This window comes from Arthrobacter sp. TJ-58, assembly GCF_058269295.1.
The window spans coordinates 772,002-795,511 of the sequence record NZ_JBZCNM010000001.1 but is presented as its reverse complement, the minus strand read 5'-3'; the positions used below and the strand labels follow the sequence as shown (position 1 = coordinate 795,511).

The following is a 23,510-nucleotide window of genomic DNA, read 5'->3' as shown; positions in this document are numbered from 1 at the left end:
CCCCCCAGCCTAGTCCAGCCGGCCCGCCGCAATGACCTTGATGACGGGGGAGCCTGCCTCATCCGAGGCCGCCAGATCCACCTCGGCCGTGATCCCCCAGTCCAGGTGGTTGGCCGGGTCCTTGAAGATCTGCCGGACTTCCCATTTGCCGGGCAGTTCCTTGATGATCAGCAGGTTCGGGCCGCGTCCGTCGGGGCCGTCGTCAATGTCCTCGTGCTCTTCGAAGTACGCGTCCAGCACGTCCGCCCAGCGGTCGGCATCCCAGCCGGAACCGCCGTCGAGCTCGCCCAGGGCGCGGTCATCCTCATCCGCGAAGAGCTTCACCCGCTGGAACATCTCGTTGCGGACCATGACGCGGAACGCGCGGACATTGGCGGTGAGCTTATCCGGAACCGGCGGCAGGACCGGTTCGGCGCCGGCCTCGGGATTGATCCCGTTGGCGAGCTCCTCCCATTCGTCCAGCAGCGAGGAGTCGGTCTGGCGGACCAGTTCGCCGAGCCACTCGATGATGTCTTCCAGGTCTTCGCGCAGCCGCTCCGGCGGCACGGTGTGCAGCAGGGCCTTGTAGGTGTCCGAGAGGTAGCGCAGCAGCACGCCTTCGGAGCGGGCCAGGGAGTAGAACTGCACATACTCGCCGAAGCTCATGGCGCGTTCGTACATGTCGCGCACAATCGACTTCGGGCTCAGCTCAAACTCGCCCAGCCACGGGGCGCCGGAGCGGTACACCTCGAAGGACTGCTCCAGCAGCTCGGCCAGCGGCTGCGGATAGGTGACCTCTTCGAGCAGGGCCATCCGCTCGTCGTATTCGATGCCCTGGGACTTCATGGCGGCGATGGCCTCGCCGCGGGCCTTCTTCTCCTGGGCGGAGAGGACCTGGCGCGGTTTCTCCATGATTGCCTCGATCACGGACACCACGTCCAGGGCGTAGGAGGGGCTGTCCGGGTCCAGGATCTCCAAGGAGGCCATCGCAAACGGGGACAGCGGCTGGTTCAGGGCGAAGTTCGGCTGCAGGTGCACCTTCAGGCGGACGGTGCGGCCGTCGGGGTCGGGCTCCGGCAGGACCTCCACAATGCCGGCGGTCTTCAGCTCCCGGTAGATGCTCAGGGCCTTCTTCATCAGCGCCAGCTGCGAGGACCGGGTCTCATGGTTGTGCGTGAGCAGCTTCTTGGCCGCGGCGAAGGGATCCCCCGGGCGCTCCAGCAGGTTCAGCAGCATGGAGTGGGTGATGTTGAAGCTGGAGGTCAGCGGTTCAGGGGTGCCGTCGACCAGCTTCTCGAAGGTGGGCTTGCCCCAGGACACAAAGCCGGCCTGCGGCTTCTTCTTCACTACCTGGCGGAGTTTCTTCTGGTCATCGCCGAATTTGGCGTGCGCCTTGGCCATGGCCTTCACGTTTTCGATCACGTGCTCCGGCGCCTGCACGACGACGGTGCCGGCGGTGTCATAACCGGCACGTCCGGCGCGGCCGGCGATCTGGTGGAATTCGCGGACCTTCAGGGGCCGGGTGCGGGTGCCGTCGTACTTGGACAGGGCGGTGATCAGCACGGTGCGGATGGGCACGTTGATGCCCACGCCCAGGGTGTCGGTGCCGCAGATGACCTTCAGCAGGCCGGCCTGCGCCAGCTGTTCCACCAGGCGGCGGTACTTGGGCAGCATGCCGGCGTGGTGGACGCCGATGCCGTGCCTCACCAGCCGGTTCAAGGTCTTGCCGAAGCCGGGGGCAAAGCGGAAGCCGGCAATCAGCTCGGCGATCTTATCCTTCTCCTCGCGGGTGCAGACGTTGATGCTCATCAGCGCCTGGGCGCGGTCAATGGCTTCGATCTGGGAGAAGTGCACCACGTAGACCGGCACCTGCTTGGTGGCCAGCAGTTCCTCGAGGGACTCCTGGACCGGGGTTTCCACGTAGTAGTAGTGCAGGGGGATCGGCCGTGACACGGAGGACACGGTAACGGTGTCCCGGTTGGTGAGCTCGCTCAGTTCATTGGCGATCCGGGTCATGTCGCCCAGGGTGGCGGACATCAGTAGGAACTGGGCCTGCGGCAGCTCCAGCAGCGGAACCTGCCAGGCCCAGCCGCGCTGCGGATCGGAATAGAAGTGGAACTCGTCCATGATGACGGTGCCCAGGTCCGCGTCGGGACCCTCGCGCAGGGCAATATTGGCCAGGATTTCCGCGGTGCAGCAGATGATCGGGGCGTCCTTGTTCACCGAGGAGTCACCGGTGACCATGCCCACGTTCTCGGCACCGAAGATTTCGCAGAGGGCGAAGAACTTCTCCGAGACCAGGGCCTTGATGGGAGCCGTGTAATAGCTGCGCTCATCCTGCGCCATCGCATAGAAGTGCGCGGCAATGGCCACCATGGACTTACCGGACCCGGTGGGGGTGGCCAGGATGACGTTGTTGCCGGTCACCAGCTCCATCACCGCTTCGTCCTGCGCCGGATACAGCGACATGCCCCGGCTCTCGACCCATTCCAGGAAGGACGTGTAGGTCTCATCGGGGTCGATGGTGGCGGTGGCGGAGGGACCTGAGGGCAGCTGTTCAAGAAGTTTCATGTCACTACCAGAGTATCGGGCGCGGCCGCCGGTTGCCGACGGGAGGGTAGGCTCGGCGGCATGACATGGGATCCCCGGAAATACACACAGTTCTCCTCGCACCGAGACCGGCCCTTCTTCGACCTCACCGCCCGCATTGCAGCCGATGCTCCGCGCCGCGTCGTCGACCTGGGCTGCGGCCCCGGCACCCTGACCGCGGCGCTCGCCGCCCGCTGGCCGGAGGCGCAGGTGACCGGCGTCGATTCCTCCGCCGAGATGGTGGCGGAAGCAAGAGCCCTGGAGGGCGCTCCCCCGAATCTGGAATTTGTCCGGGCGGGAATCGAGGACTGGGAGCCCGGCCCGGGAACGGATGTGGTGGTTTCCAACGCCGCGCTGCAGTGGGTTCCGGGTCATCAGGATCTGATGCTCCGCTGGGCCAAACAGCTCGACGCCGGTGCCTGGCTGGCCGTTCAGGTGCCGGGAAACTTCTCGGCCCCTTCCCATGCCCTGATGCGGGAGCTGGCCGCGAGCGCCGCCTGGGCGGACAAGCTGGACGGCGTACTGCGCCATGCGGACGCAGTGGATGAGCCGGAAGACTACCTGGGCCTGCTGACCGAGGCAGGATTTGCGGCAGACGTATGGGAGACCAGCTATTCGCAGATCCTGCACGGGGAGGACCCGGTGCTGGAATGGGTGCGCGGAACGGCGCTGCGGCCGGTCATCGCCGCGCTCAGCCCCGAGGACTTCGGCCGGTTTGAAACCGAATATGCAGCCCTGCTGCGCGGCGCCTATCCGCAGCGTCCGTGGGGCACCGTGTTCCCGTTCCGCCGCATTTTCATGGTGGCCCGGAAGAACGGCTAGGAACCTCCTGCGCGGCCGGCCCTCCTGGTCCGGGCGGCCTTCATCAGCGGGGTGCTGAGGTTGTCTATCTGTTCATTGGCATGGGCACGGTCTCCGGCGCCGCCGCCCTGGTAGTGCCGGGCCAGATAGAGGGCCGCGCCGAGGCCGGTCAGCGCGAAGCCGGTCATCAGGGCGGCAGGGGCGAGGGAGGGCAGCTGGCTGGCTGCGGCCAGGACGGCGAGGATTGGAATCACCGGGCCCAGCGGCAGCCTGGCGCCTTCTCCGGGCCATTTGCGGAAGCCCAGCACTGCGGCGGCCACACTGACAATGATCATCGCCAGGATGGCGGCAACGTTGGCGATGGAAACCACAAAGGTCGTGTCATTGAGGAACACCAGGATCACCGTGATCACGGCCAGCAGCAGCACGCTCACATAGGGGTGGCCGTTGCGCGTGTGCCGACCCAGGGCCGGGGGGACATCACCGCGGGCCACCATCCGCAGCATGATTTCGGAGGCACCGAGCACGTTGGCGTTGGCACCGGACAGGGTGGACAGACAGGCGGCAAAGGCCACGAGCGGGCCGCCCCAGGAACCCATGACAATTTCCGCGGCCTGGGAAACGCCGGTTGCCGAGAAAACGGTGATGCCGCTGGCCGTCATTGCGAGCACCGTGCCCAGATAAATGACACCGGATACCAGCAGGGTCAGCAGGATGGCACGCGGCACCGTCCTGCGCGGATTCTTGACGGATCCTGCCATGTTCGTGATGACGTTGAAGCCGGTGTACGCGGTGAACAGCAGCGCGGCCGCGGAGAAGATCCCGCCGGTGCCCTCCGGCAGCGGACGTTCCACTTCCGCCGGTTTCAGTTCAGTGATGCCCCAGAGGGCAAAAAGGATCAGGAGGGCCAGCTTGATTCCCACAATCCACGTTTCGGCCTTGGCCACCAGTGCCGTTGGGCCCAGGTTCAGTGCCGTCACGACGACGGTGGCCAGCAGTGCCAGGGTCAGGGTGCCGATGGCGGGAAGGAAGTACTTGCCAAGGTACTCGCCGAAGGAATCCACGAGGTACGCGATGATCGTGGCTCCGTTGAGATAGAACGCCCACATGACCACGAACCGCCAGAAGGGGCTGAGGATGTCCCCGACGGGCCCGTAACCGGATTCCCCGTCCTTGGCCCGGGTGGATACCACAATGAAGGACACAGCGCACAGCGCCATCACAATGCCGGCAATAATGTAGCTCAGGACGGCGCCGGACCCGGCGATATTGATGGCTGTTCCGGAGAGGGTGAAGACGCCGCCGCCCACCGTGGTGCCCACGCCGAAGGCCACGCAGGAGGTGAGTCCGATCTGTGCTTTCGGCTGGGAGGCACTTGCGGGCGACGACGCTGAATTGGCCACGAGTGCCCGCTCTCATCCGTTTCGGCTGATCCTGTTGGAGCCTAAGTCCCGCGGCGGAAGCGGGTCAACGAAAGCGGGCCGGAATGCGGCTCTACCAGCCGCGTTCCTTCCATTCCTGCAGGTGCGGGCGCTCGGCGCCCAGAGTGGTTCCGGCGCCGTGGCCGGGATGGACGATGGTGTCATCCGGCAGGTATTCGAACACACGTTCGACAGTGTCCCGGTAGAGGGACGCGAACCGCTCAGGATCCTGCTGCGTGTTACCCAGTCCGCCGGGAAAGAGCGAATCCCCCGTGAACAGGTGCGCCGGACCGTTGGGGTCCCGGTACAGCAGGGCCACGGAGCCGGGGGTGTGGCCGCGGAGCTTGATGGCTTCGAGTTCAAACCCTTCGAAACGTCCGACGTCGCCGTGCTCCAGCGGCACATCAGTGGGGACCTCGATGTCCGGCATATCCTCGCTGCCTGCAGCCGTGCGGGCACCTGTGGCCTGCACTGCTTCGGCGAGCGCCCGGACATGGTCCCAGTGGCTGTGCGTGGTGATAATCAGTGCGACGCGTGCGGGGACCGAAGCGTCGGCGGCCGCTTCGGCGAGCAGCTCCCGGATCGCAGGAAAGTCGTCGGCGGCGTCGATGAGGACCTGTTCCCCGGTGTCTTTTGCGGTGATGACGTAGACGTTGTTGTCCATGCTGCTCACGGACCGGCTGCGGATGGTCACATTCTTCAAATCAAACATGGCGCCAGTCTAGTTCGGCGCTCGCAGGTGCGGACCCCCCGCCCGGGGGTCTTGCCTGCCCGGGGTGCCGGGCGTACGTTCAGATGGTGCCGGGCGTGGGATCCGGCCGGTCCTGGAGGAAGCGTGCTCCTAAGGCTTGTCCGGCAGAATCTGGCCCCCTATAAAGGCGCCGTTGCCGCCGTCGTCATTCTGCAGTTCCTGCAAACCGCTGCGACGCTGTTTCTTCCCACCCTGAACGCGGACATCATTGACCGCGGCGTAGTGACAGCGGACACCGGGGTGATCCTGAATCTGGGCGGCTGGATGCTGGCCATCACTGCCGGCCAGGTCGTGTGTGCGGTGGCCGCCACGTTTTTCGCTGCCCGCGTGGCCATGAGCGTGGGCCGGAACATCAGGGACGACCTGTTTACCCGGGTGGAGTCCTTCTCCTCCCGGGAGGTGGGTGTCTTTGGTGCCCCGTCCCTGATTACGCGGACCACCAATGATGTCCAGCAGGTGCAGATGGCCCTGCTGATGACCTTTACCGTGATGGTGTCGGCGCCGATCATGGGCGTGGGCGGGGTGCTGCTGGCCCTGAACCAGGACGTGCCGCTCTCCGGCATCCTCCTGCTCATCCTTCCGGTGCTGTTCGTGGTGATCGGCCTGGTGCTGCGCCGCCTGATCCCGCTGTTCCGTCGGGCGCAGAAGCAGATCGACCGGGTCAATTCGGTGCTCCGCGAGCAGATCATGGGGGTGGCGGTCATCCGGGCCTTTGTGCGTGAGCGTACGGAGGAAGCCCGCTTCGACGCCGCCAACTCCGAGCTCACCGGCACACAGCTGCGGACCGCGCAGTACATGGCGCTGCTGTTTCCGGCAGCCATGCTCGTGGCCAACCTTGCTTCCGTGGCGGTGGTCTGGTTCGGCGCCTACCGGATCGATGCCGGGCAGATGCAGATCGGAGCGCTTACGGCGTTCATCGCCTACATCATGCAGATTCTGATGGCCGTCATGATGTCCATGTTCATGATCATGATGCTGCCGCGTGCCGCCGTCTGCGCGGAGCGGATCTATGAGGTCCTGGATACCGAGAGCACCGTGCATGACAGTGAGGATGCGGTTCCGCTGGTGTACGACGGCGGGACGGTGGCCTTCGACAATGTGGGCTACACCTATCCCGGGGCGGAGGCCCCCGTGCTTCACGGCGTGAGCTTCACGGCGCAGTCAGGGGAAACCACGGCGATCATCGGATCCACGGGGGCGGGCAAGTCCACCCTGCTCAACCTGGTGCCGCGGCTGCTCGATGCCACGTCCGGAGGAATTTCCATTGACGGGCAGGACATTGAGGCCGTTACCCTCCACTCCCTGCGCAGCGGCATCGGCCTGGTGCCGCAGAAGGCCTATCTGTTTGCCGGGACCATCGCTTCCAACCTCCGCTTCGGCAAGCCCGATGCCACCGACGCGGAAATCTGGGAAGCATTGGAGATTGCCCAGGCAGCGGATTTTGTCCGCGAATCCGAGGGGGCGCTGGAACACCGTGTGGAGCAGGGCGGGGGAAACTTCTCCGGAGGGCAGCGGCAGCGGCTCGCCATTGCCCGGGCGCTGGTGGTCCGCCCCTCGATCTACCTCTTCGATGACAGCTTCTCCGCCCTGGACTTCGCCACGGATGCCAGGCTGCGGGCAGCCCTGAAACAGCGCACCCGGTCCTCCACGGTGCTGATTGTGGCCCAGCGCGTGAACACCATTGCCGATGCTTCCCGGATTGTGGTGCTGGAGGAAGGGCGGGTAGCCGGACAGGGAACCCACGAGGAGCTGCTGTCTTCCTCGCCCACCTACCGGGAGATCGTTGAATCCCAGCTCACGGCGGAGGAAGTGCAGTGAGCGGGATGCGCGGCGGACCACGGCCGGGACCGGCCGCTGCGGGACACGGCCCCGGCGGACGTGTGCCCGCCGCGAAGCCGCTGAACTTCCGCTCCAGTGTCCGGCGCATCCTGTCGCTGATGCGCCCGGACCGGATGCGGGCGGCGCTGGTCATGGTGGCCGCCGTCGTTTCCGTGGCGCTCGCCGTCACCGCTCCCCGCATCCTGGGGGAAGCAACCAACGTGATCTTCAACGGAGTCATCAGCTCACGGCTGCAGCCGGGGATCAGCAAGGCGGACCAGGTGCAGGCCCTGCGCTCCTCCGGGCAGGACCAGCTGGCGGACATGCTGGCCGCCATGGACGTGGTACCGGGAGCCGGCATGGACTTCGGCCGGCTCGCGGTCCTGGTGCTGGGGGTGCTCGCGATCTATGTGGCGGCGTTCTTCTTCGGGTGGCTGCAGGCACGGGTCACCGCACGGGTGGTGCAGAACGCCATGTACCGGCTGCGCCGGCAGGTGGACGCGAAGCTCTTCCGCCTGCCGATGTCCCATTTTCAGCGTGAATCCCGGGGGGATGTGCTGAGCCGCGTCACCAATGACATCGACAATCTGGCACAGACCCTCTCCCAGACGCTGACCCAGATCATCACCTCCGCCCTCACGATCGTGGGGGTGCTGGGCATGATGCTGTGGCTCTCTCCGCTGCTGGCGCTGATTGCCGTTATTACGGTGCCGGTTTCCGCCGTCGTCACCGTGCTCATTGCCCGGCGCTCGCAGGTGCAGTTCATGCAGCAGTGGAAATCCACGGGGGAAGTCAACGGCTACATCGAGGAAATGTTCAGCGCGCAGGACGTGGTCAAGGCCTTCGGGCAGCAGGAACGCGTGGTGGAAGGCTTCCGGCCGGCCAATGAAACCCTGTACCGCTCATCTTTCCGGGCCCAGTTCGTTTCCGGCATCATCATGCCCACCATGCAGTTCATCTCCAATCTGAACTATGTGGCGGTGGCCGTGGTGGGCGGGATCCTGGTGGCGAACGGACGCCTTTCCATCGGGGGAGTGCAGGCCTTTATCCAGTACAGCCGGCAGTTCTCCCAGCCGCTGGGGCAGATCGGCTCGCTGATCAACATGCTGCAGTCAGGCGTTGCTTCAGCCGAACGTGTGTTCGAATTGCTCGATGACCGGGAACAGGACCGGGACCCGGCGGATCCGCTCACCATCACCAATGTGCAGGGGCGGGTGGCCTTTGACCACGTGGACTTCAGCTATTCGCCGGAAGCACCGCTGATCAAGGACCTGTCCTTCACGGCGGAGCCCGGACAGACCGTCGCGATTGTCGGTCCCACGGGGGCGGGCAAGACCACCCTGGTCAACCTGCTGATGCGTTTCTATGACGTGGATGCCGGCAGGATCACCATCGACGGAACCGACATTGCCCGGATGCGGCGCGACGACGTCCGCCGCCTGATCGGCATGGTGCTCCAGGATGCCTGGCTGTTCGAGGGGACCATCCGGGAGAACCTGGCGTACGGAGCACCGGAAGCCACGGAAGAGCAGATTGTTGCGGCTGCCCGTGCCACCCATGTGGACCACTTTGTGCGCTCGCTGCCCGAAGGCTATGACACGGTGCTGGGATACGACGGCGGATCGCTGAGCCAGGGACAGCGCCAGCTCATCACCATCGCCCGGGCCTGGCTGGCGGATCCTTCCATCCTGGTCCTGGACGAGGCAACGAGCTCGGTGGACACCCGCACCGAAATCTCCATCCGGCTGGCCATGAGCGCCCTGCGGGAAGCCCGGACCAGCTTTGTGATTGCCCACCGGTTGTCCACCATCCGGGATGCGGACGTCATCCTGGTGGTGCGTCACGGGGAGATCGTGGAACAGGGAACCCACGACACGCTGCTGGGCCTGGAGGGCTTCTATGCCGAGCTGTACCGTTCCCAGTTCGCCGAACCCGCGGTTGAGGAGGAGACGGCGGGGGAGGCCGGCACCCCGCTGTGACCTGCCTCGCGGCGCTGCCGGTTCCGGCATGGCAAACTGGAAACAGTGCAAATTTCCGAATTCCTCCAACCTGAAGGCGGTCCCATGAGTGACGACGTCCTGTCCTGGGTCCGCATCGACGCCGCCAGCTCGGTACCTCCCTTCGAGCAGCTGCGCGTCCAGATCCTGGATGCCGCCAATGAAGGGCGCCTCGCCGTCGGAACCCGGCTGCCGCCGGTACGCGCGCTCGCCGCCCGGATGGGACTCGCGGTCAATACCGTGGCGCGGGCCTACCGCGAACTGGAACAGGCCGAAGTGGTGACAACGCGCTCGCGGGCGGGCACCGTGATTGCTGCAGCAGGAGACAACGGCAAACGGCGGGTGGCGGAAGCGGCCCGGGTTTTTGCCGACTCCGTCCGGGCCAACGGCCTGGATCCGAAGGAAGCCCTGACCTACGTCGAGACGGCTCTTCGCCTGCGGTGAACACTGCGGTGTCGAATACATCTTCGAACCAAACGGTGAACTACAGTGGAAAATGTGTCTACAGCTACCTCTTTGATGGCCGACAGTGCCAATGAGCCGCACAGCGGCAATGATCTTTCCCGCCTGATCGTCAAGGGCGCCCGGGAGCACAACCTGCGCAACGTGGACCTTGATCTGCCGCGTGACGCGATGATTGTCTTTACCGGTCTTTCCGGCTCAGGAAAGTCCTCCCTGGCCTTCGACACCATCTTTGCCGAGGGACAGCGGCGCTACGTGGAATCCCTGTCCTCCTACGCCCGCATGTTCCTGGGGCAGGTGGACAAGCCGGACGTCGACTTCATCGAAGGACTTTCCCCGGCGGTCTCCATCGACCAGAAGTCCACCTCCAAGAACCCGCGCTCCACGGTGGGGACCATCACCGAAATCTACGACTACATGCGCCTGCTCTGGGCACGCGTGGGCACCCCGTTCTGCCCCGTCTGCGGCGAGCCCGTGTCCCGCCAGACCCCGCAGCAGATCGTCGACCAGCTGCTGGAGCTCGAAGAAGGCACCCGGTTCCAGATCCTGGCTCCCGTGGTGCGCGGCCGCAAGGGCGAGTTCGTGGACCTCTTCAAGGAGCTGGCCGCCAAGGGCTACTCCCGCGCCAAGGTTGACGGCGAGCAGATCCAGCTCTCCGATCCGCCCAAGCTGGGCAAGCAGTACAAGCACACCATCGAAGTGGTGGTGGACCGGCTGGTCGCCAAGGACGGTATTCGGCAGCGCCTGACCGACTCGGTGGAAACCGCGCTTGGTTTGGCCGAGGGCCGCGTCCTGGCCGACTTCGTAGACGTGGATGAAAAGAGCGAGGACCGGATCCGCGCTTTCTCCGAACATCTGGCGTGCCCCAATGAGCACCCGCTGGCCATTGACGAAATTGAGCCCCGGTCCTTCTCCTTCAACAACCCCTTCGGCGCCTGCCCGGTCTGCACCGGCATCGGCAGCCGCCTGGAGGTGGACGAGGAACTGGTCATTCCCAACCCGAACCTGAGCCTGGCCGCCGGCGCCGTGGCTCCGTGGGCGCTGGGCAATGCCACCCTGGAGTACTGGAACCGGCTGCTGGCCGGCCTGGCCAAGGAACTGGGCTTCTCCATGGACGTACCGTGGAAGAAACTTCCGGCCAAGGCCCGGGAAGCCATCCTCAACGGCAAGGACCACAAGGTAGTGGTCCAGTACAAGAACCGCTTCGGCCGGGAGCGCAAGTACAGCACCGGCTTTGAAGGGGTCATCCAGTACATCCACCGCAAGCACCTTGAAACCGAATCGGACAGCGCCCGGGACCGGTATGAGGAATACATGCGGGAAATCCCCTGCCCCGAGTGCGGGGGAGCCCGGTTGAACCCGGCATCCCTGTCAGTGCTCATCAACGGCCGCAACATCGCCGAGGCGGGCGCGCTTCCCCTGCGCGAGGCTGCTGAATTCTTCCGCGGGCTCGAGCTGACGGTGCGCGAGGCAAAGATCGGCGACCAGGTCCTGAAGGAAATCCTGGCCCGCCTGACCTTCCTGCTCGACGTCGGACTGGAGTACCTGAGTCTGGACCGGCCCGCCGCCACGCTCTCCGGCGGTGAAGCCCAGCGCATCCGCCTGGCCACCCAGATCGGTTCCGGCCTCGTGGGTGTGCTGTACGTCCTGGACGAGCCGTCCATCGGCCTGCACCAGAAGGACAACCGGCGCCTGATCGAAACCCTGACCCGGCTGCGGAACCTCGGCAACACCCTGATTGTGGTGGAGCACGATGAAGACACCATCTATGAGGCCGACTGGGTGGTCGACATTGGACCGGGCGCCGGTGAGCGCGGCGGTGAAGTAGTCCATTCCGGGTCCCTGGAAGGACTGCTGCAGAACAAGCGCTCCCTGACCGGTGACTACCTCTCCGGACGCCGGAAAATCGAGATCCCCGCCAAGCGGCGCAAGGTGGACAAGACCCGCCAGCTGAAGATTGTTGGCGCCCGGGAAAACAACCTGCGCAACATCGACGTCACCATTCCGCTGGGCGTCTTTACCGCAGTGACCGGCGTCAGCGGCTCCGGCAAGTCCACGCTGATCAACGACATCCTCTACAAGACGCTGGCCGCCAAGCTCAACGGTGCCAAGCATGTGGCGGGACGGCACCTGCGCATCGACGGCCTGGAGAACCTGGACAAGGTCATCCACGTGGACCAGAGCCCGATCGGGCGCACTCCGCGGTCCAACCCGGCCACGTATACCGGCGTCTGGGACCACATCCGGAAGCTCTTCGCGGAGACCACGGAGTCCAAGGTCCGCGGCTACCTCCCCGGCCGGTTCTCCTTCAATGTGAAGGGCGGACGCTGCGAGGCCTGCCACGGTGACGGCACCCTGAAGATCGAAATGAACTTCCTGCCGGATGTCTACGTTCCCTGCGAGGTCTGCCACGGCGGACGCTTCAACCGCGAAACCCTCGAGGTGAACTACAAGGGCAAGAACATTGCCGAGGTCCTGGCCATGTCCATTGAGGAGGCTGCGGAGTTCTTCGCCGCGTTCTCGCCGATCTCGCGCCACCTGAACACGCTCGTCGACGTCGGCCTTGGCTACGTCCGGCTGGGCCAGCCCGCCACCACGCTCTCCGGCGGCGAGGCTCAGCGCGTGAAGCTGGCAGCGGAACTGCAGAAGCGTTCCAACGGCCGCAGCGTGTACGTCCTGGATGAACCCACCACCGGCCTGCACTTCGAGGATGTCCGGAAGCTGCTCCTGGTCCTCCAGGGCCTGGTGGACAAAGGCAACACTGTGATCACCATCGAGCACAACCTGGATGTCATCAAGAGCGCCGACTGGATCATCGACATGGGTCCGGAGGGCGGAAACGGCGGCGGACAGGTGATCGCCACCGGAACTCCGGAGAAGGTGGCCAAGTCCGACGTCAGCTACACCGGGCACTTCCTGGCGGAAATGTTCGCCAAGCAGAATCAGCCGGTCTAGGCGCGGCTGACCGGTATGACACGGAAAAAGGTATTCCCCTCGGGGAATACCTTTTTCCGTACCCGGGGAAACGTGTGGGAAACTGTCCCGGTGAAAGAATCCCGGCTCTTAGTGCTCTTCGACCTGGACGGAACCCTCGTGGATCCGGCAGGCAGCATCACCGGCGGCATCAGTGCAGCCCTGGCAGCGTGCGGCCTGCCCGTTCCCGCCGAGGCAGACCTGCAGCGCATGGTCGGCCCGGCACTGGTGACCTCCCTGAAAGACATTGCCGGTGTTCCCGAAGACCGCGTGCCCGAGGTCATCGCCAGATACCGTGAGGGCTACCGGGCCGCCGGAATGGCACAGAGCCGCCCCTATCCGGGGATCCGGCAGGGCCTCGAACAGCTTCGTGCAGAGGGCGCCGTGCTGGCCGTAGCCACCCAAAAGCCCGAACCGCTGGCCGCGGAACTGCTCCGTGTCCAGGACCTTATTGACCTGTTTGATTCCGTTCACGGCTCACCCGCCGATGAGCAGGCTGCCGCCGCACTGAACGGCAAGAAGACCATTATCGGCGCTGCCCTCGGGCGCCATGCAGGCAGCTTTTCCCGCGCCGTCATGGTGGGGGACCGCCGGCACGACGTTGAGGGCGCAGCGGACAACGCCCTGGACTGCATCGGCGTTACCTGGGGCTTCGCAGCGGACGGCGAGCTGGAAGCGGCCGGTGCTTCCGCCGTCGTGCACACAGCGGAAGAACTGCTGGCGGAACTGGAGCGCTTCCGGGCGCAGGAGAGGACCGGCGCACATGGGCGTCTATGACCTCACCCGCGCATCCACCCGCGGCCTGATTGCCTCGCTTTGCCGGCCCACCGTCATCGGCCTGGAAAATGTTCCGGCAACCGGGGCGTTCATTGTTGCGGCAAACCACCTGTCCTTCCTGGACAGCGTCCTGACTCAGGCACTGATGCCCCGCCCGGTGGCCTTCTTCGCCAAGGCCGAATATTTCACGGGCACCGGAGTCAAGGGCGCCGCCATGCGCACCTTCTTTGAGGGTGTGGGCTCCATTCCCGTGGAGCGCGGCCAGCAGGCCGCGTCCGTTGCTGCGCTGAAGACGCTGCTGGACCGGCTGGAGCAGGGCAGCGGCATAGGCATCTATCCGGAGGGAACCAGGTCACGGGACGGCCTGCTGTACCGCGGACGGACCGGCGTTGGCTGGCTGGCCCTGACCTCCGGCGCACCCGTGGTGCCCGTGGGTCTGATCGGTACCGAAAACCTGCAGCCGGCGGGCAAAAAGTGGATCAAGCCCCAGCACTTCACCATGAAGGTGGGCCGGCCGCTGTACTTCTCCAAAACCGGCCCGGACCACGCCCTGCCCGCCCGCCGGCAGGCCACGGACCGGGTCATGGACGCCATTGCCGAGTTGTCCGGGCAGGAACGCGCCGGCAGCTACAACCAGAACAAAGCCGAAGGCTAGGCCCGCGTTCGACGAGTTCAGCGCGGCGCGAAAAGCGCCCCTCCGGGTCCAAGACCGCTGCCGCGGCAACCGTAGGATGGAACAGTGGCAGATCCAGCAACTTACCGGCCGAAAACAGGGGAAATCCCCACCGCACCCGGTGTATACCGTTTCCGTGATGAGCACCGCCGGGTGATCTACGTGGGCAAGGCGAAGAACCTCCGTTCCCGCCTAAACTCCTACTTCGCAAACCCTGCCGGGCTTCTGCCCAAGACCCGGGCCATGGTCCACACCGCCGCCAGCGTCGAGTGGACTGTCGTGGGGACAGAGCTTGAAGCCCTGCAGCTTGAGTACACCTGGATCAAGGAATTCAACCCCCGGTTCAACATCATGTTCCGGGACGACAAGTCCTACCCCTACCTCGCCGTCACCATGGGGGAGAAGTACCCGCGCGCACAGGTCATGCGCGGAGACCGGCGGAAGGACACCCGCTACTTCGGGCCCTTCTACCCCGCCAAGGCCATCAGGGAAACGCTGGACACCCTGCTGCGGGTCTTTCCCGTGCGCACCTGCAGTTCCGGTGTCTTCAAGCGCGCCGAACGCACCGGGCGGCCCTGCCTGCTCGGGTACATCGACAAGTGTTCGGCACCCTGCGTGGGACGCATCAGTCCCGAAGACCACCGGCAGCTGGCCGCCGAGCTGTGCGACTTCATGTCCGGCGAGGGCAAGCGCTTCATCTCCAGCCTGGAAAAGGAAATGCAGGCCGCCGTAGCCGAGCTGGACTACGAGACCGCGGCCCGGCTCCGTGATGACATCTCCGCCCTGCGGAAGGTCTTTGAACGCAACAACGTGGTGCTCAGCGAAGACACCGATGCGGACATCTTCGCTTTGGAAGAGGACGAGCTGGAAGCCTCCGCCCAGGTCTTCCATGTGCGGGGCGGGCGCATCCGCGGCCAGCGCGGATGGGTGGTGGAAAAGGTCGAAGACAACGACACCGCGGATTTGGTGGAACACCTGATCCAGCAGGTCTACGGGGAGTCCGCCGCCGGGGACAGCATTCCGCGCCAGGTCCTGGTGCCCGTCCTGCCGCCCAACGCCGAGGAACTCGCGGAATGGCTGCACGGCCTGCGGGGAAGCCGGGTGGATATCCGCGTGCCCATGCGCGGGGACAAGAAGGCCCTGATGGAGACGGTGGCCCGCAACGCATCGGACGCCCTGCGCCTGCACAAGAGCCGCCGGGCCGGCGACATCACTACGCGGTCCGCCGCGCTGCAGGAACTGCAGGAAGCGCTGGACCTTCCCGTGGCCCTGCTGCGCATCGAATGCTACGACATCTCGCACGTCTCCGGCACCAACGTGGTGGCCTCCATGGTGGTGGCCGAGGACGGGTTGCCCAAGAAGTCGGACTACCGCAAGTTCTCCATCACCGGTGAGGCGGCCCGGGATGACACCTCGGCCATGTACGACGTCATCTCCCGCCGGTTCCGCAACTACCTCGCCGAGAATGCGGATCCCGCCGCGGACCCCGACCAGCCGGCCGGGCTGCCGGACGAACGCACCGACACCGATGTCCAGCCCCTGACCAACACGCTCACCGCCGCGCCGCGGACCAAGTTCGCCTATCCGCCCAACCTGGTGGTGGTCGACGGCGGCCAGCCCCAGGTGGCCGCGGCCTCCCGCGCCCTGGCGGACCTGGGCATCACGGACATCTACGTGGTGGGCCTGGCCAAGCGGCTCGAGGAGGTCTGGCTGCCGGACAGCGACTTCCCGGTCATCCTGCCGCGCGCCTCCGAAGCCCTGTTCCTGCTCCAGCGCATCCGCGACGAAGCGCACCGCTTTGCCATTACCTTCCACCGGCAAAAGCGCGCCAAGTCCATGACGGCCTCGCTGCTGGACGAGATTTCCGGGCTGGGTCCGGCCAAGCGCACTGCCCTGCTCAAGGAATTCGGGTCGGTCAAGAAACTTCGGGCTGCCTCCGTGCAGGATCTGCAGCGCGTTCCCGGAATCGGCCCGGCACTTGCCGCGTCGGTGCATGCGCAGCTCGCATCGAAGTCTTCGGAATCGGTTGCGCCGGCCGTCAACATGACCACCGGCGAAATCCTGGAAACTTAGCTAGGCTGGGTAACCGGCCTATTCCCCGGCACCGGCCGGACGAAACCAGTAAGGACAGGACAACCGAAATGAATGAACAGGACGCGCTGACCCCGGTCAAGCCCGCCGAGTCGGAGCTGCTGGTGGTCACCGGCATGTCCGGCGCCGGACGCAGCACGGCCGCCAACGCGTTGGAGGATCACGGCTGGTACGTGGTGGAGAACCTCCCGCCGCTGATGCTCGGGACCCTGACCGAACTGGTTTCGCGGATGCCGCAGTCGATTCCCAAGCTTGCCGTGGTGGTTGATGTCCGCAGCAAGGAGCTGTTCCAGGACATCCGGGAAGCCCTGAGCGGGCTCCGCGCTGCCGGCGTCACCTACCGCCTCCTGTTCCTCGATGCGGAAGATGACACCCTGGTCCGCCGCTTCGAGCAGGGACGCCGCCCCCATCCGCTGCAGGAGGACGGCAGCATCCTTGACGGGATCGCCGCCGAGCGGGACGTACTGAAGGAGCTGCGCGAGGCTTCCGACGTCGTCGTGGATACCTCCAAGCTCAACGTCCATGCCCTGGCCACCACCATCACCGAGCTCTTCACCGAATCCGGTCCCATTGTGCTGCGGCTGAACGTGATGAGCTTCGGCTTTAAGTACGGGCTGCCCGTTGACGCCAACTATGTGGCGGACGTCCGCTTCATTCCCAACCCCCACTGGGTACCGCAGCTGCGCCCCCACACCGGCCTGGACACCGATGTCCGGGAATACGTCCTGGGGGCCAAGGGCACACGGGACTTCCTGGACCGTTACGTGGACGCCCTGGAGCCGGTCATTGACGGTTACCGCCGCGAGAACAAACACTACGCCACCATCGCCGTCGGCTGCACCGGCGGCAAGCACCGCTCGGTGGCCGTGACGGAGGAGCTGGCCAAGCGCCTGGCCCAGCTGCCGCACGTCACCGTCAGCGCCCACCACCGCGACCTCGGGCGCGAGTAGATGAGCTTTCTGACCGGCTCCCTGCCGGTGCTGCCCCAGAACGGGGCGGACCGGGGCACGGGCAGCTCCGACGGCGCCCTCGCCGTCGTCGCCCTCGGCGGCGGCCACGGCCTCTCCGCCTCGCTCTCGGCCCTTCGCCTGCTGACCACGGACCTGACTGCCGTTGTCACAGTGGCCGACGACGGCGGCTCCTCCGGCCGCCTGCGCGACGAGTTGGACGTGCTGCCGCCAGGAGATTTGCGCATGGCCCTGGCCGCCCTGTGCGATGACACCGACTGGGGACGCACCTGGCGGGACGTCATGCAGCACCGCTTCCAGTCCCGGCCCGGCGTTACCGGCTCGCTGGACAACCATGCCCTGGGCAACCTGCTCATCGTGACCCTGTGGGAGCTGCTGGGGGACCCGGTGGCCGGCCTGCAGTGGGCGGGCGCGCTGCTCGGCGCCCGCGGCCAGGTCCTGCCCATGTCCACCCAGCCGCTGACCATCGAAGGTGACGTGCTGCGCCGCACCGAAAACGGCGAGCACCTGGAACTGGTCACCGGACAGGCCCGCCTGGCGGCAGCCGGAACCTCCGGGAAGGTCAGCGAAGTGCGCCTGGAACCCGCCGACGCCCCGGCCTGCCCCGAGGCGCTGGCCGCCATTGAGCGCGCGGACTGGATCATCCTGGGCCCGGGTTCCTGGTACACCTCGGTCATTCCGCACCTGATGCTGCCGGACCTGCGCAGCGCCCTGTGCCGGACCAATGCCAAGGTGTGCCTGACCATGAACCTCAGCAACGAGACCAAGGAAACGGCCGGCATGTCCGCCGTGGACCATCTGGCGCAGATCCGGCGGTATGCCCCCGACCTCAAGGTGGACGCCGTCCTGGCTGATCCCGCCGTCATTGAGGACCCCTCGGCCTTCAGCGACGCCGTCGCCGGAATGGGCGGCAGGGCCGTCTTCGGTAAGGTGGGGGCAGCGACCGGGCGCCCGATCCATGATCCGCTGCGCCTGGCTACGGCCTACCACGACATCTTTGGGGAAAATTAGGAGTGTATTTGTGGCGTTGACCGCAGCAGTAAAAGAGGAACTTTCACGGCTCGACGTGAAAAAGTCCTCAGTCCGCAAAGCGGAAGTATCAGCCTTGCTGCGCTTTGCCGGAGGACTGCACATCATCTCCGGACGCATAGTCATTGAAGCTGAAGTTGACCTGGCCTCCACGGCCCGGCGGCTGCGCGCCGCCATCGCCGAAGTGTACGGACACGCGTCCGAGATCATCGTCGTCTCCGGCGGCGGACTGCGCCGCGGCAACCGGTACGTGGTGCGCGTTGTGAAGGACGGCGAATCACTGGCACGCCAGACCGGGCTCCTGGATGCCCGCGGACGCCCGGTCCGGGGGCTGCCCTCCGTGGTGGTCAACGGTTCCGCCGCAGACGCAGAAGCGGTGTGGCGCGGGGCATTCCTGGCCCACGGCTCCCTGACCGAGCCGGGCCGTTCGTCCTCGCTTGAGGTCACCTGCCCCGGATCGGAAGCGGCCCTGGCACTGGTCGGCGCTGCCCGCCGGATCGGCATTGCCGCCAAGGCACGCGAAGTGCGGGGGATCGACCGCGTTGTCATCCGCGACGGGGACACCATCGCCGCCCTGCTCACCCGGATGGGAGCCCACGACGCCCTGATGGTCTGGGAAGAGCGCCGGATGCGCAAGGAAGTCCGCGCCACGGCAAACCGGCTGGCGAACTTCGATGACGCCAACCTGCGCCGCTCCGCCCAGGCGGCGGTTGCCGCCGGAGCACGGGTGGACCGCGCCCTGGACATCCTCGGTGAGGACGTTCCGGAGCACCTCCGCTATGCCGGCGAGCTTCGCGTGGCCCATAAGCAGGCGTCCCTGGACGAACTGGGGCACCTCGCCGAGCCGCCCATGACCAAAGATGCCATTGCCGGGCGCATCCGCCGCCTGCTGGCCATGGCGGACAAGCGTGCGGCTGAGCTGGGCATCCCCGGCACTGAGGCCAATGTGACTCCTGAGATGCTTGACGAGTAGCGTTGAAGCATAAGATGGACTAAGCATGCTGCCTTTGGGCTGCACCTAAGTTTCCGGGTGGAAACGCCGTCCGGATAACCGATCCGACTTTTTACTGGAGGATTTTGTGAACGAATACACACTGCCGGAACTGCCCTACGACTACGCCGCGCTTGAGCCGAACATCTCCGCCCGCATCATGGAGCTGCACCACGACAAGCACCACGCCACGTACGTTGCCGGCGCAAACACGGCTCTGGCCCAGATGGCCGAAGCACGCGAAAAGGGCGACTTCGCCACCATCCCGAAGCTCTCCAAGGACCTGGCCTTCCACGTAGGCGGCCACGTCAACCACAGCATCTTCTGGAACAACCTTTCCCCTGAGGGCGGCGACAAGCCGGTCGGCGAGCTCGCAGCAGCCATTGATGATTTCTTTGGCTCCTTCGATGCCTTCCGCGGCCAGTTCACCGCGGCGGCAACTTCGCTGCAGGGCTCCGGCTGGGCGCTGCTCGCCTACGAGCCCCTCGGCAAGAACCTCGTCATTGAACAGCTCTTTGATCAGCAGGGCAACGTTCCCGTGGGCACCATCCCGCTGCTGATGCTGGACATGTGGGAGCACGCCTTCTACCTGGACTACGTCAACGTGAAGGCCGACTACGTCAAGGCCTTCTGGAACATCGTCAACTGGGCAGATGTAGCCACCCGGTTCGACGCAGCCCGCAACGGCGCGCACAGCCTGGTCCTGCCCGCGTAAATCAGGTCTGCGTAAATCAGGTCTTCGGCCTGCGTTTCTGCGGCCTTACCGGTTCGCCGGAGAGGCCCGGCGCGTAGGATGAGTCCGAGGGTTCCCGCCCCGCCGCAGTGCCCGGCGGGAACCTCTGGCAGCTTCTCCAGCCAGACCAGTGGCCTGCGCACGTACAAGGTCACGCTTCTTCGGTACACCTGCAATCAAGGAGACAGAAAAGTGACTACTCGTGTTGGTATCAACGGCTTCGGACGCATCGGACGCAACTACTTCCGCGCAGCACTGGAGCGGAACGCAGACCTGGAAATCGTCGCAGTCAATGACCTCACCAGCCCCGAAACTCTTGCCCACCTCCTGAAGTACGACTCCGTCACCGGCCGGATCGGCGTCGATGTGGAAGTACGCAACGGCGACCTGGTGGTTGGCGGAAAGAACATCAAGGTCCTCGCCGAACGCGATCCCTCGAACCTGCCCTGGAAGGACCTCGGCGTTGACGTGGTCATTGAATCCACCGGGTTCTTCACCAAGGCGGAGGACGCCAAGAAGCACCTCGACGCCGGTGCCAAGAAGGTCCTGATCTCCGCCCCGGGCAAGGGTGCGGACCGGACCATCGTGATGGGCGTCAATGACAGCGAATATAATCCGGCCACCGACAACATCGTGTCCAATGCCTCCTGCACCACCAACTGCCTGGGCCCGCTGGCCATGGTCCTGCACCAGGCTTTCGGCATTGAACGCGGCCTGATGACCACGGTCCACGCCTACACAGCAGACCAGAACCTTCAGGACGGCCCGCACCGCGACCTCCGCCGTGCCCGTGCCGCAGCCCTGAACATTGTGCCGACCTCCACCGGCGCCGCCAAGGCCATCGGCCTGGTGCTGCCGGAACTGGACGGGAAGCTGGACGGCTTTGCCCTGCGCGTGCCCGTGCCCACCGGCTCGGTCACCGACCTCACCGTCACCGTGGGCCGCGAAGCCAGCGTCGAGGAAATCAACGAGGTCTACAAGACGGCCTCGGACGGACCGCTGAACGGCATCCTCCGCTACACCGACGAGCCGCTGGTGTCCTCGGACATCGTGACGGATCCGGCGTCGTGCATTTTCGACTCGGGGCTGACCCGCGTCATGGGCAACGAGGTCAAGGTAGTCGGCTGGTACGACAACGAGTGGGGCTATTCCTGCCGCCTGGTCGATCTGACCGCGCTGGTTGGCTCCAAGCTGTAGGACCGCCTGCCGGTACTGCAGCCGCAATAAATACCCCCAAGCCCCCCAATGCCCGCAAGGGACGTAAAGGTAGACATGACAGTCAAAACTCTTGAGGAACTGATCGTTGACGGTGTCGATGGTCGGTATGTGCTGGTCCGCTCGGACCTGAATGTGCCGTTGGACAACGGCAAGGTGGCCGACGACGGGCGTATCCGTGCGTCAATCCCGACCATTCAGAAACTGGTGGAGCACGGCGCCAAGGTGATCGTCATGGCGCACCTGGGACGGCCCAAGGGCACCCCGGACGAGAAGTACTCGCTGCAGCCCGCCGCTGACCGGCTGGATGAGCTCGCACCGTTCGCGGTGGAGTTCGCCGCCGACGTCGTCGGGGACAGCGCGCATGAGCTGGCGGCCTCGCTTGCCGCCGGCTCCGTCCTGGTGCTGCAGAACATCCGGTTCGACCCGCGCGAGACCTCCAAGAACGACGACGAACGCCTGAGCCTTGCACGGGACCTGGCCGGACTCACCGGGGACAATGGCGCCTATGTGGATGACGCTTTCGGCGCCGTGCACCGCAAGCACGCCAGCGTATATGACATCGCCGAGATCCTCCCCGCGTACGAGGGCGACCTGGTGCACACCGAGGTCGAGGTGCTCAAGCGGCTCACCGAAAAGCCGGAGCAGCCCTACGTGGTGGTGCTGGGCGGCTCCAAGGTGTCGGACAAGCTGGCCGTCATCGAGAACCTGATGGACCGGGCCGACTACCTGCTGGTGGGCGGCGGCATGGTGTTCACCTTCCTGGCCGCCCAGGGATACAACGTGGGCGCTTCACTGCTCGAAGCCGACCAGATCGAGAACGTCAAGGGTTACCTCAGCCGGGCGAAGGAAGTGGGCTGCGAATTCGTGCTGCCCACCGACATCGCGGTGGCCGACAAGTTCGCCGCTGATGCTGACTCCGAGGTGGTCCCCGCCGATGCCATGGAGAACAGCCGTTTCGGCGCCTCCGGCATCGGCCTGGACATTGGCCCGGATTCGGCGGCCGCCTTCGCCGAGAAAATCCGCTCGGGCAAGACCATCTTCTGGAACGGCCCGATGGGCGTGTTCGAGTTTGATGCGTTCGCCAACGGCACCCGCACCATTGCCCAGGCGCTGAAGGACTCGCACGGCTTTTCCGTGGTTGGCGGCGGCGACTCCGCTGCCGCCGTTCGGAAGCTTGGCTTCAGCGACAGCGACTTCGGGCACATTTCCACCGGCGGCGGCGCGTCCCTGGAATACCTCGAAGGCAAGAAACTTCCGGGACTGACTGTCCTGGACCAGTAACACCGAAGTGCGGACCCGTTGCCGTTTGGGCGGCGGGTCCGCACTTCCATGTCCGCTCTTTTCCGCCCGGACAAAGCACTATTGAACACAAACCCCATTATGAAACCGGAGCGATGATGACTACCTCGACCAACGGCAAGTTTGATCGGACACCGCTGATTGCGGGCAACTGGAAGATGAACATGGACCATGTCCAGGGCATCACCCTTTTGCAGAAGCTTGCCTGGACCCTCAAGGACGCGCAGCATGACTACAAGCGCGTGGAGGTTGCAATCTTCCCGCCCTTCACCGACCTGCGCAGCGTGCAGACGCTGATCAAGGGCGACAAGCTTGACCTCGAATACGGCGCACAGGACCTTTCGCCGAAGGATTCAGGTGCCTACACCGGAGACATCTCCGGCCAGTTCCTCTCCAAGCTGGGCTGCAAGTACGTCCTCGTGGGCCACAGTGAGCGGCGCACCGTGCACGGTGAAAGCGACGAGCTGCTGAATGAAAAGCTCAAGGCTGCCTACCGCAATGACCTGGTCCCCGTTCTCTGCGTGGGCGAAGGACTGGAAATCCGCAAGTCCGGCCAGCACGTGGCGCACACCCTGGAGCAGGTCCGCAACGACCTCGCCGGCCTGGACGCAGAGCAGGTCTCAGCCCTGGTCATCGCCTACGAGCCCATTTGGGCCATCGGCACCGGAGAGGTTGCCGGCCCCGAGGACGCCCAGGAAATGTGCGAGGCCATCCGCAGCGAAATCGCGAACCTGTACGACGGCTCCGTGGCCGCCAAGACCCGCCTGCTCTACGGCGGCTCCGTCAAGGCGCAGAACGCAGCAAGCATTTTGAAGGAAGGCGACGTCGACGGCGTGCTCGTGGGAGGCGCCAGTTTGGATGTCACCGAATTTGCTAATATTGTCAGGTTTGAACATCATCTGGTGACCGACTGATTTGCAGCTGACCTGCACCGCAGCAG

Annotated in this window: 18 protein-coding genes; 15 read left to right on the top strand and 3 right to left on the bottom strand. The window is 65.3% G+C overall.

What is annotated here, in order from left to right; translation table 11 throughout:
• Window positions 1–9: 9 nt before the first annotated feature.
• On the bottom strand, window positions 10–2,550 hold the full coding sequence (locus AC4D2W_RS03675) for a DEAD/DEAH box helicase (protein ID WP_490925540.1): 2,541 nt from the start codon (window positions 2,548–2,550) through the stop codon (window positions 10–12).
• Between the two features lie 60 nt (window positions 2,551–2,610).
• Between AC4D2W_RS03675 and AC4D2W_RS03670 the strand changes: the two genes are divergently transcribed.
• Window positions 2,611–3,390: a trans-aconitate 2-methyltransferase gene (locus AC4D2W_RS03670; RefSeq protein ID WP_490925539.1), complete on the top strand. Its 780-nt coding sequence runs from the start codon at window positions 2,611–2,613 to the stop codon at window positions 3,388–3,390.
• Here the strand turns inward: AC4D2W_RS03670 and AC4D2W_RS03665 are convergent.
• Both AC4D2W_RS03665 and AC4D2W_RS03660 read right to left on the bottom strand, forming a co-directional pair.
• Complete coding sequence (locus AC4D2W_RS03665) at window positions 3,387–4,772, bottom strand: APC family permease (protein WP_490925538.1); 1,386 nt, start codon at window positions 4,770–4,772, stop codon at window positions 3,387–3,389. The genes AC4D2W_RS03670 and AC4D2W_RS03665 overlap by 4 nt on opposite strands.
• 91 nt (window positions 4,773–4,863) lie before the next feature.
• Complete coding sequence (locus tag AC4D2W_RS03660; RefSeq protein ID WP_490925537.1) at window positions 4,864–5,502, bottom strand: MBL fold metallo-hydrolase; 639 nt, start codon at window positions 5,500–5,502, stop codon at window positions 4,864–4,866.
• Window positions 5,503–5,625: 123 nt separating this feature from the next.
• Here AC4D2W_RS03660 and AC4D2W_RS03655 point away from each other — a divergent pair, with 123 nt between their 5' ends.
• The 14 genes from AC4D2W_RS03655 (at window position 5,626) to tpiA (ending at window position 23,484) form a co-directional block, all read left to right on the top strand.
• Entirely contained in the window at window positions 5,626–7,359 is a 1,734-nt protein-coding gene (locus tag AC4D2W_RS03655) for an ABC transporter ATP-binding protein (RefSeq protein WP_490925536.1), read from the top strand.
• Between the two features lie 5 nt (window positions 7,360–7,364).
• The gene (locus tag AC4D2W_RS03650; protein ID WP_490926013.1) at window positions 7,365–9,338 is read left to right on the top strand and encodes an ABC transporter ATP-binding protein; all 1,974 of its coding nucleotides are present in this window, start codon (window positions 7,365–7,367) and stop codon (window positions 9,336–9,338) included.
• A gap of 84 nt (window positions 9,339–9,422) precedes the next feature.
• Window positions 9,423–9,800: a GntR family transcriptional regulator gene (locus AC4D2W_RS03645; RefSeq protein ID WP_490925535.1), complete on the top strand. Its 378-nt coding sequence runs from the start codon at window positions 9,423–9,425 to the stop codon at window positions 9,798–9,800.
• Between the two features lie 75 nt (window positions 9,801–9,875).
• Window positions 9,876–12,773, top strand: a complete 2,898-nt coding sequence (gene uvrA, locus AC4D2W_RS03640) for an excinuclease ABC subunit UvrA (RefSeq protein WP_490926012.1) — start codon at window positions 9,876–9,878, stop codon at window positions 12,771–12,773.
• Window positions 12,774–12,863: 90 nt separating this feature from the next.
• Entirely contained in the window at window positions 12,864–13,568 is a 705-nt protein-coding gene (locus tag AC4D2W_RS03635) for an HAD hydrolase-like protein (RefSeq protein ID WP_490925534.1), read from the top strand.
• On the top strand, window positions 13,555–14,223 hold the full coding sequence (locus AC4D2W_RS03630; protein ID WP_490925533.1) for a lysophospholipid acyltransferase family protein: 669 nt from the start codon (window positions 13,555–13,557) through the stop codon (window positions 14,221–14,223). Before AC4D2W_RS03635 ends, AC4D2W_RS03630 begins: the two co-directional genes overlap by 14 nt.
• 84 nt (window positions 14,224–14,307) lie before the next feature.
• Window positions 14,308–16,314: an excinuclease ABC subunit UvrC gene (gene uvrC, locus AC4D2W_RS03625; RefSeq protein ID WP_490925532.1), complete on the top strand. Its 2,007-nt coding sequence runs from the start codon at window positions 14,308–14,310 to the stop codon at window positions 16,312–16,314.
• A gap of 68 nt (window positions 16,315–16,382) precedes the next feature.
• Window positions 16,383–17,282 carry an RNase adapter RapZ gene (gene rapZ / locus AC4D2W_RS03620; RefSeq protein WP_490925531.1) on the top strand — a complete coding sequence of 300 codons (900 nt, stop codon included), beginning with the start codon at window positions 16,383–16,385 and terminating at the stop codon, window positions 17,280–17,282.
• A complete protein-coding gene (locus AC4D2W_RS03615; protein ID WP_490925530.1) occupies window positions 17,283–18,311 on the top strand; it encodes a gluconeogenesis factor YvcK family protein in 1,029 nt (342 codons plus the stop codon). It abuts the gene before it with no gap.
• A gap of 10 nt (window positions 18,312–18,321) precedes the next feature.
• The gene (whiA, locus tag AC4D2W_RS03610; protein WP_400929052.1) at window positions 18,322–19,302 is read left to right on the top strand and encodes a DNA-binding protein WhiA; all 981 of its coding nucleotides are present in this window, start codon (window positions 18,322–18,324) and stop codon (window positions 19,300–19,302) included.
• A 106-nt stretch (window positions 19,303–19,408) separates the two neighbouring features.
• Window positions 19,409–20,035: a superoxide dismutase gene (locus tag AC4D2W_RS03605; RefSeq protein WP_490925529.1), complete on the top strand. Its 627-nt coding sequence runs from the start codon at window positions 19,409–19,411 to the stop codon at window positions 20,033–20,035.
• Window positions 20,036–20,245: 210 nt separating this feature from the next.
• Window positions 20,246–21,250 carry a type I glyceraldehyde-3-phosphate dehydrogenase gene (gene gap, locus AC4D2W_RS03600; protein WP_490925528.1) on the top strand — a complete coding sequence of 335 codons (1,005 nt, stop codon included), beginning with the start codon at window positions 20,246–20,248 and terminating at the stop codon, window positions 21,248–21,250.
• A gap of 75 nt (window positions 21,251–21,325) precedes the next feature.
• Entirely contained in the window at window positions 21,326–22,552 is a 1,227-nt protein-coding gene (locus AC4D2W_RS03595) for a phosphoglycerate kinase (protein ID WP_490925527.1), read from the top strand.
• A 116-nt stretch (window positions 22,553–22,668) separates the two neighbouring features.
• Window positions 22,669–23,484: a triose-phosphate isomerase gene (gene tpiA / locus AC4D2W_RS03590; RefSeq protein ID WP_490925526.1), complete on the top strand. Its 816-nt coding sequence runs from the start codon at window positions 22,669–22,671 to the stop codon at window positions 23,482–23,484.
• Window positions 23,485–23,510: the final 26 nt, after the last annotated feature.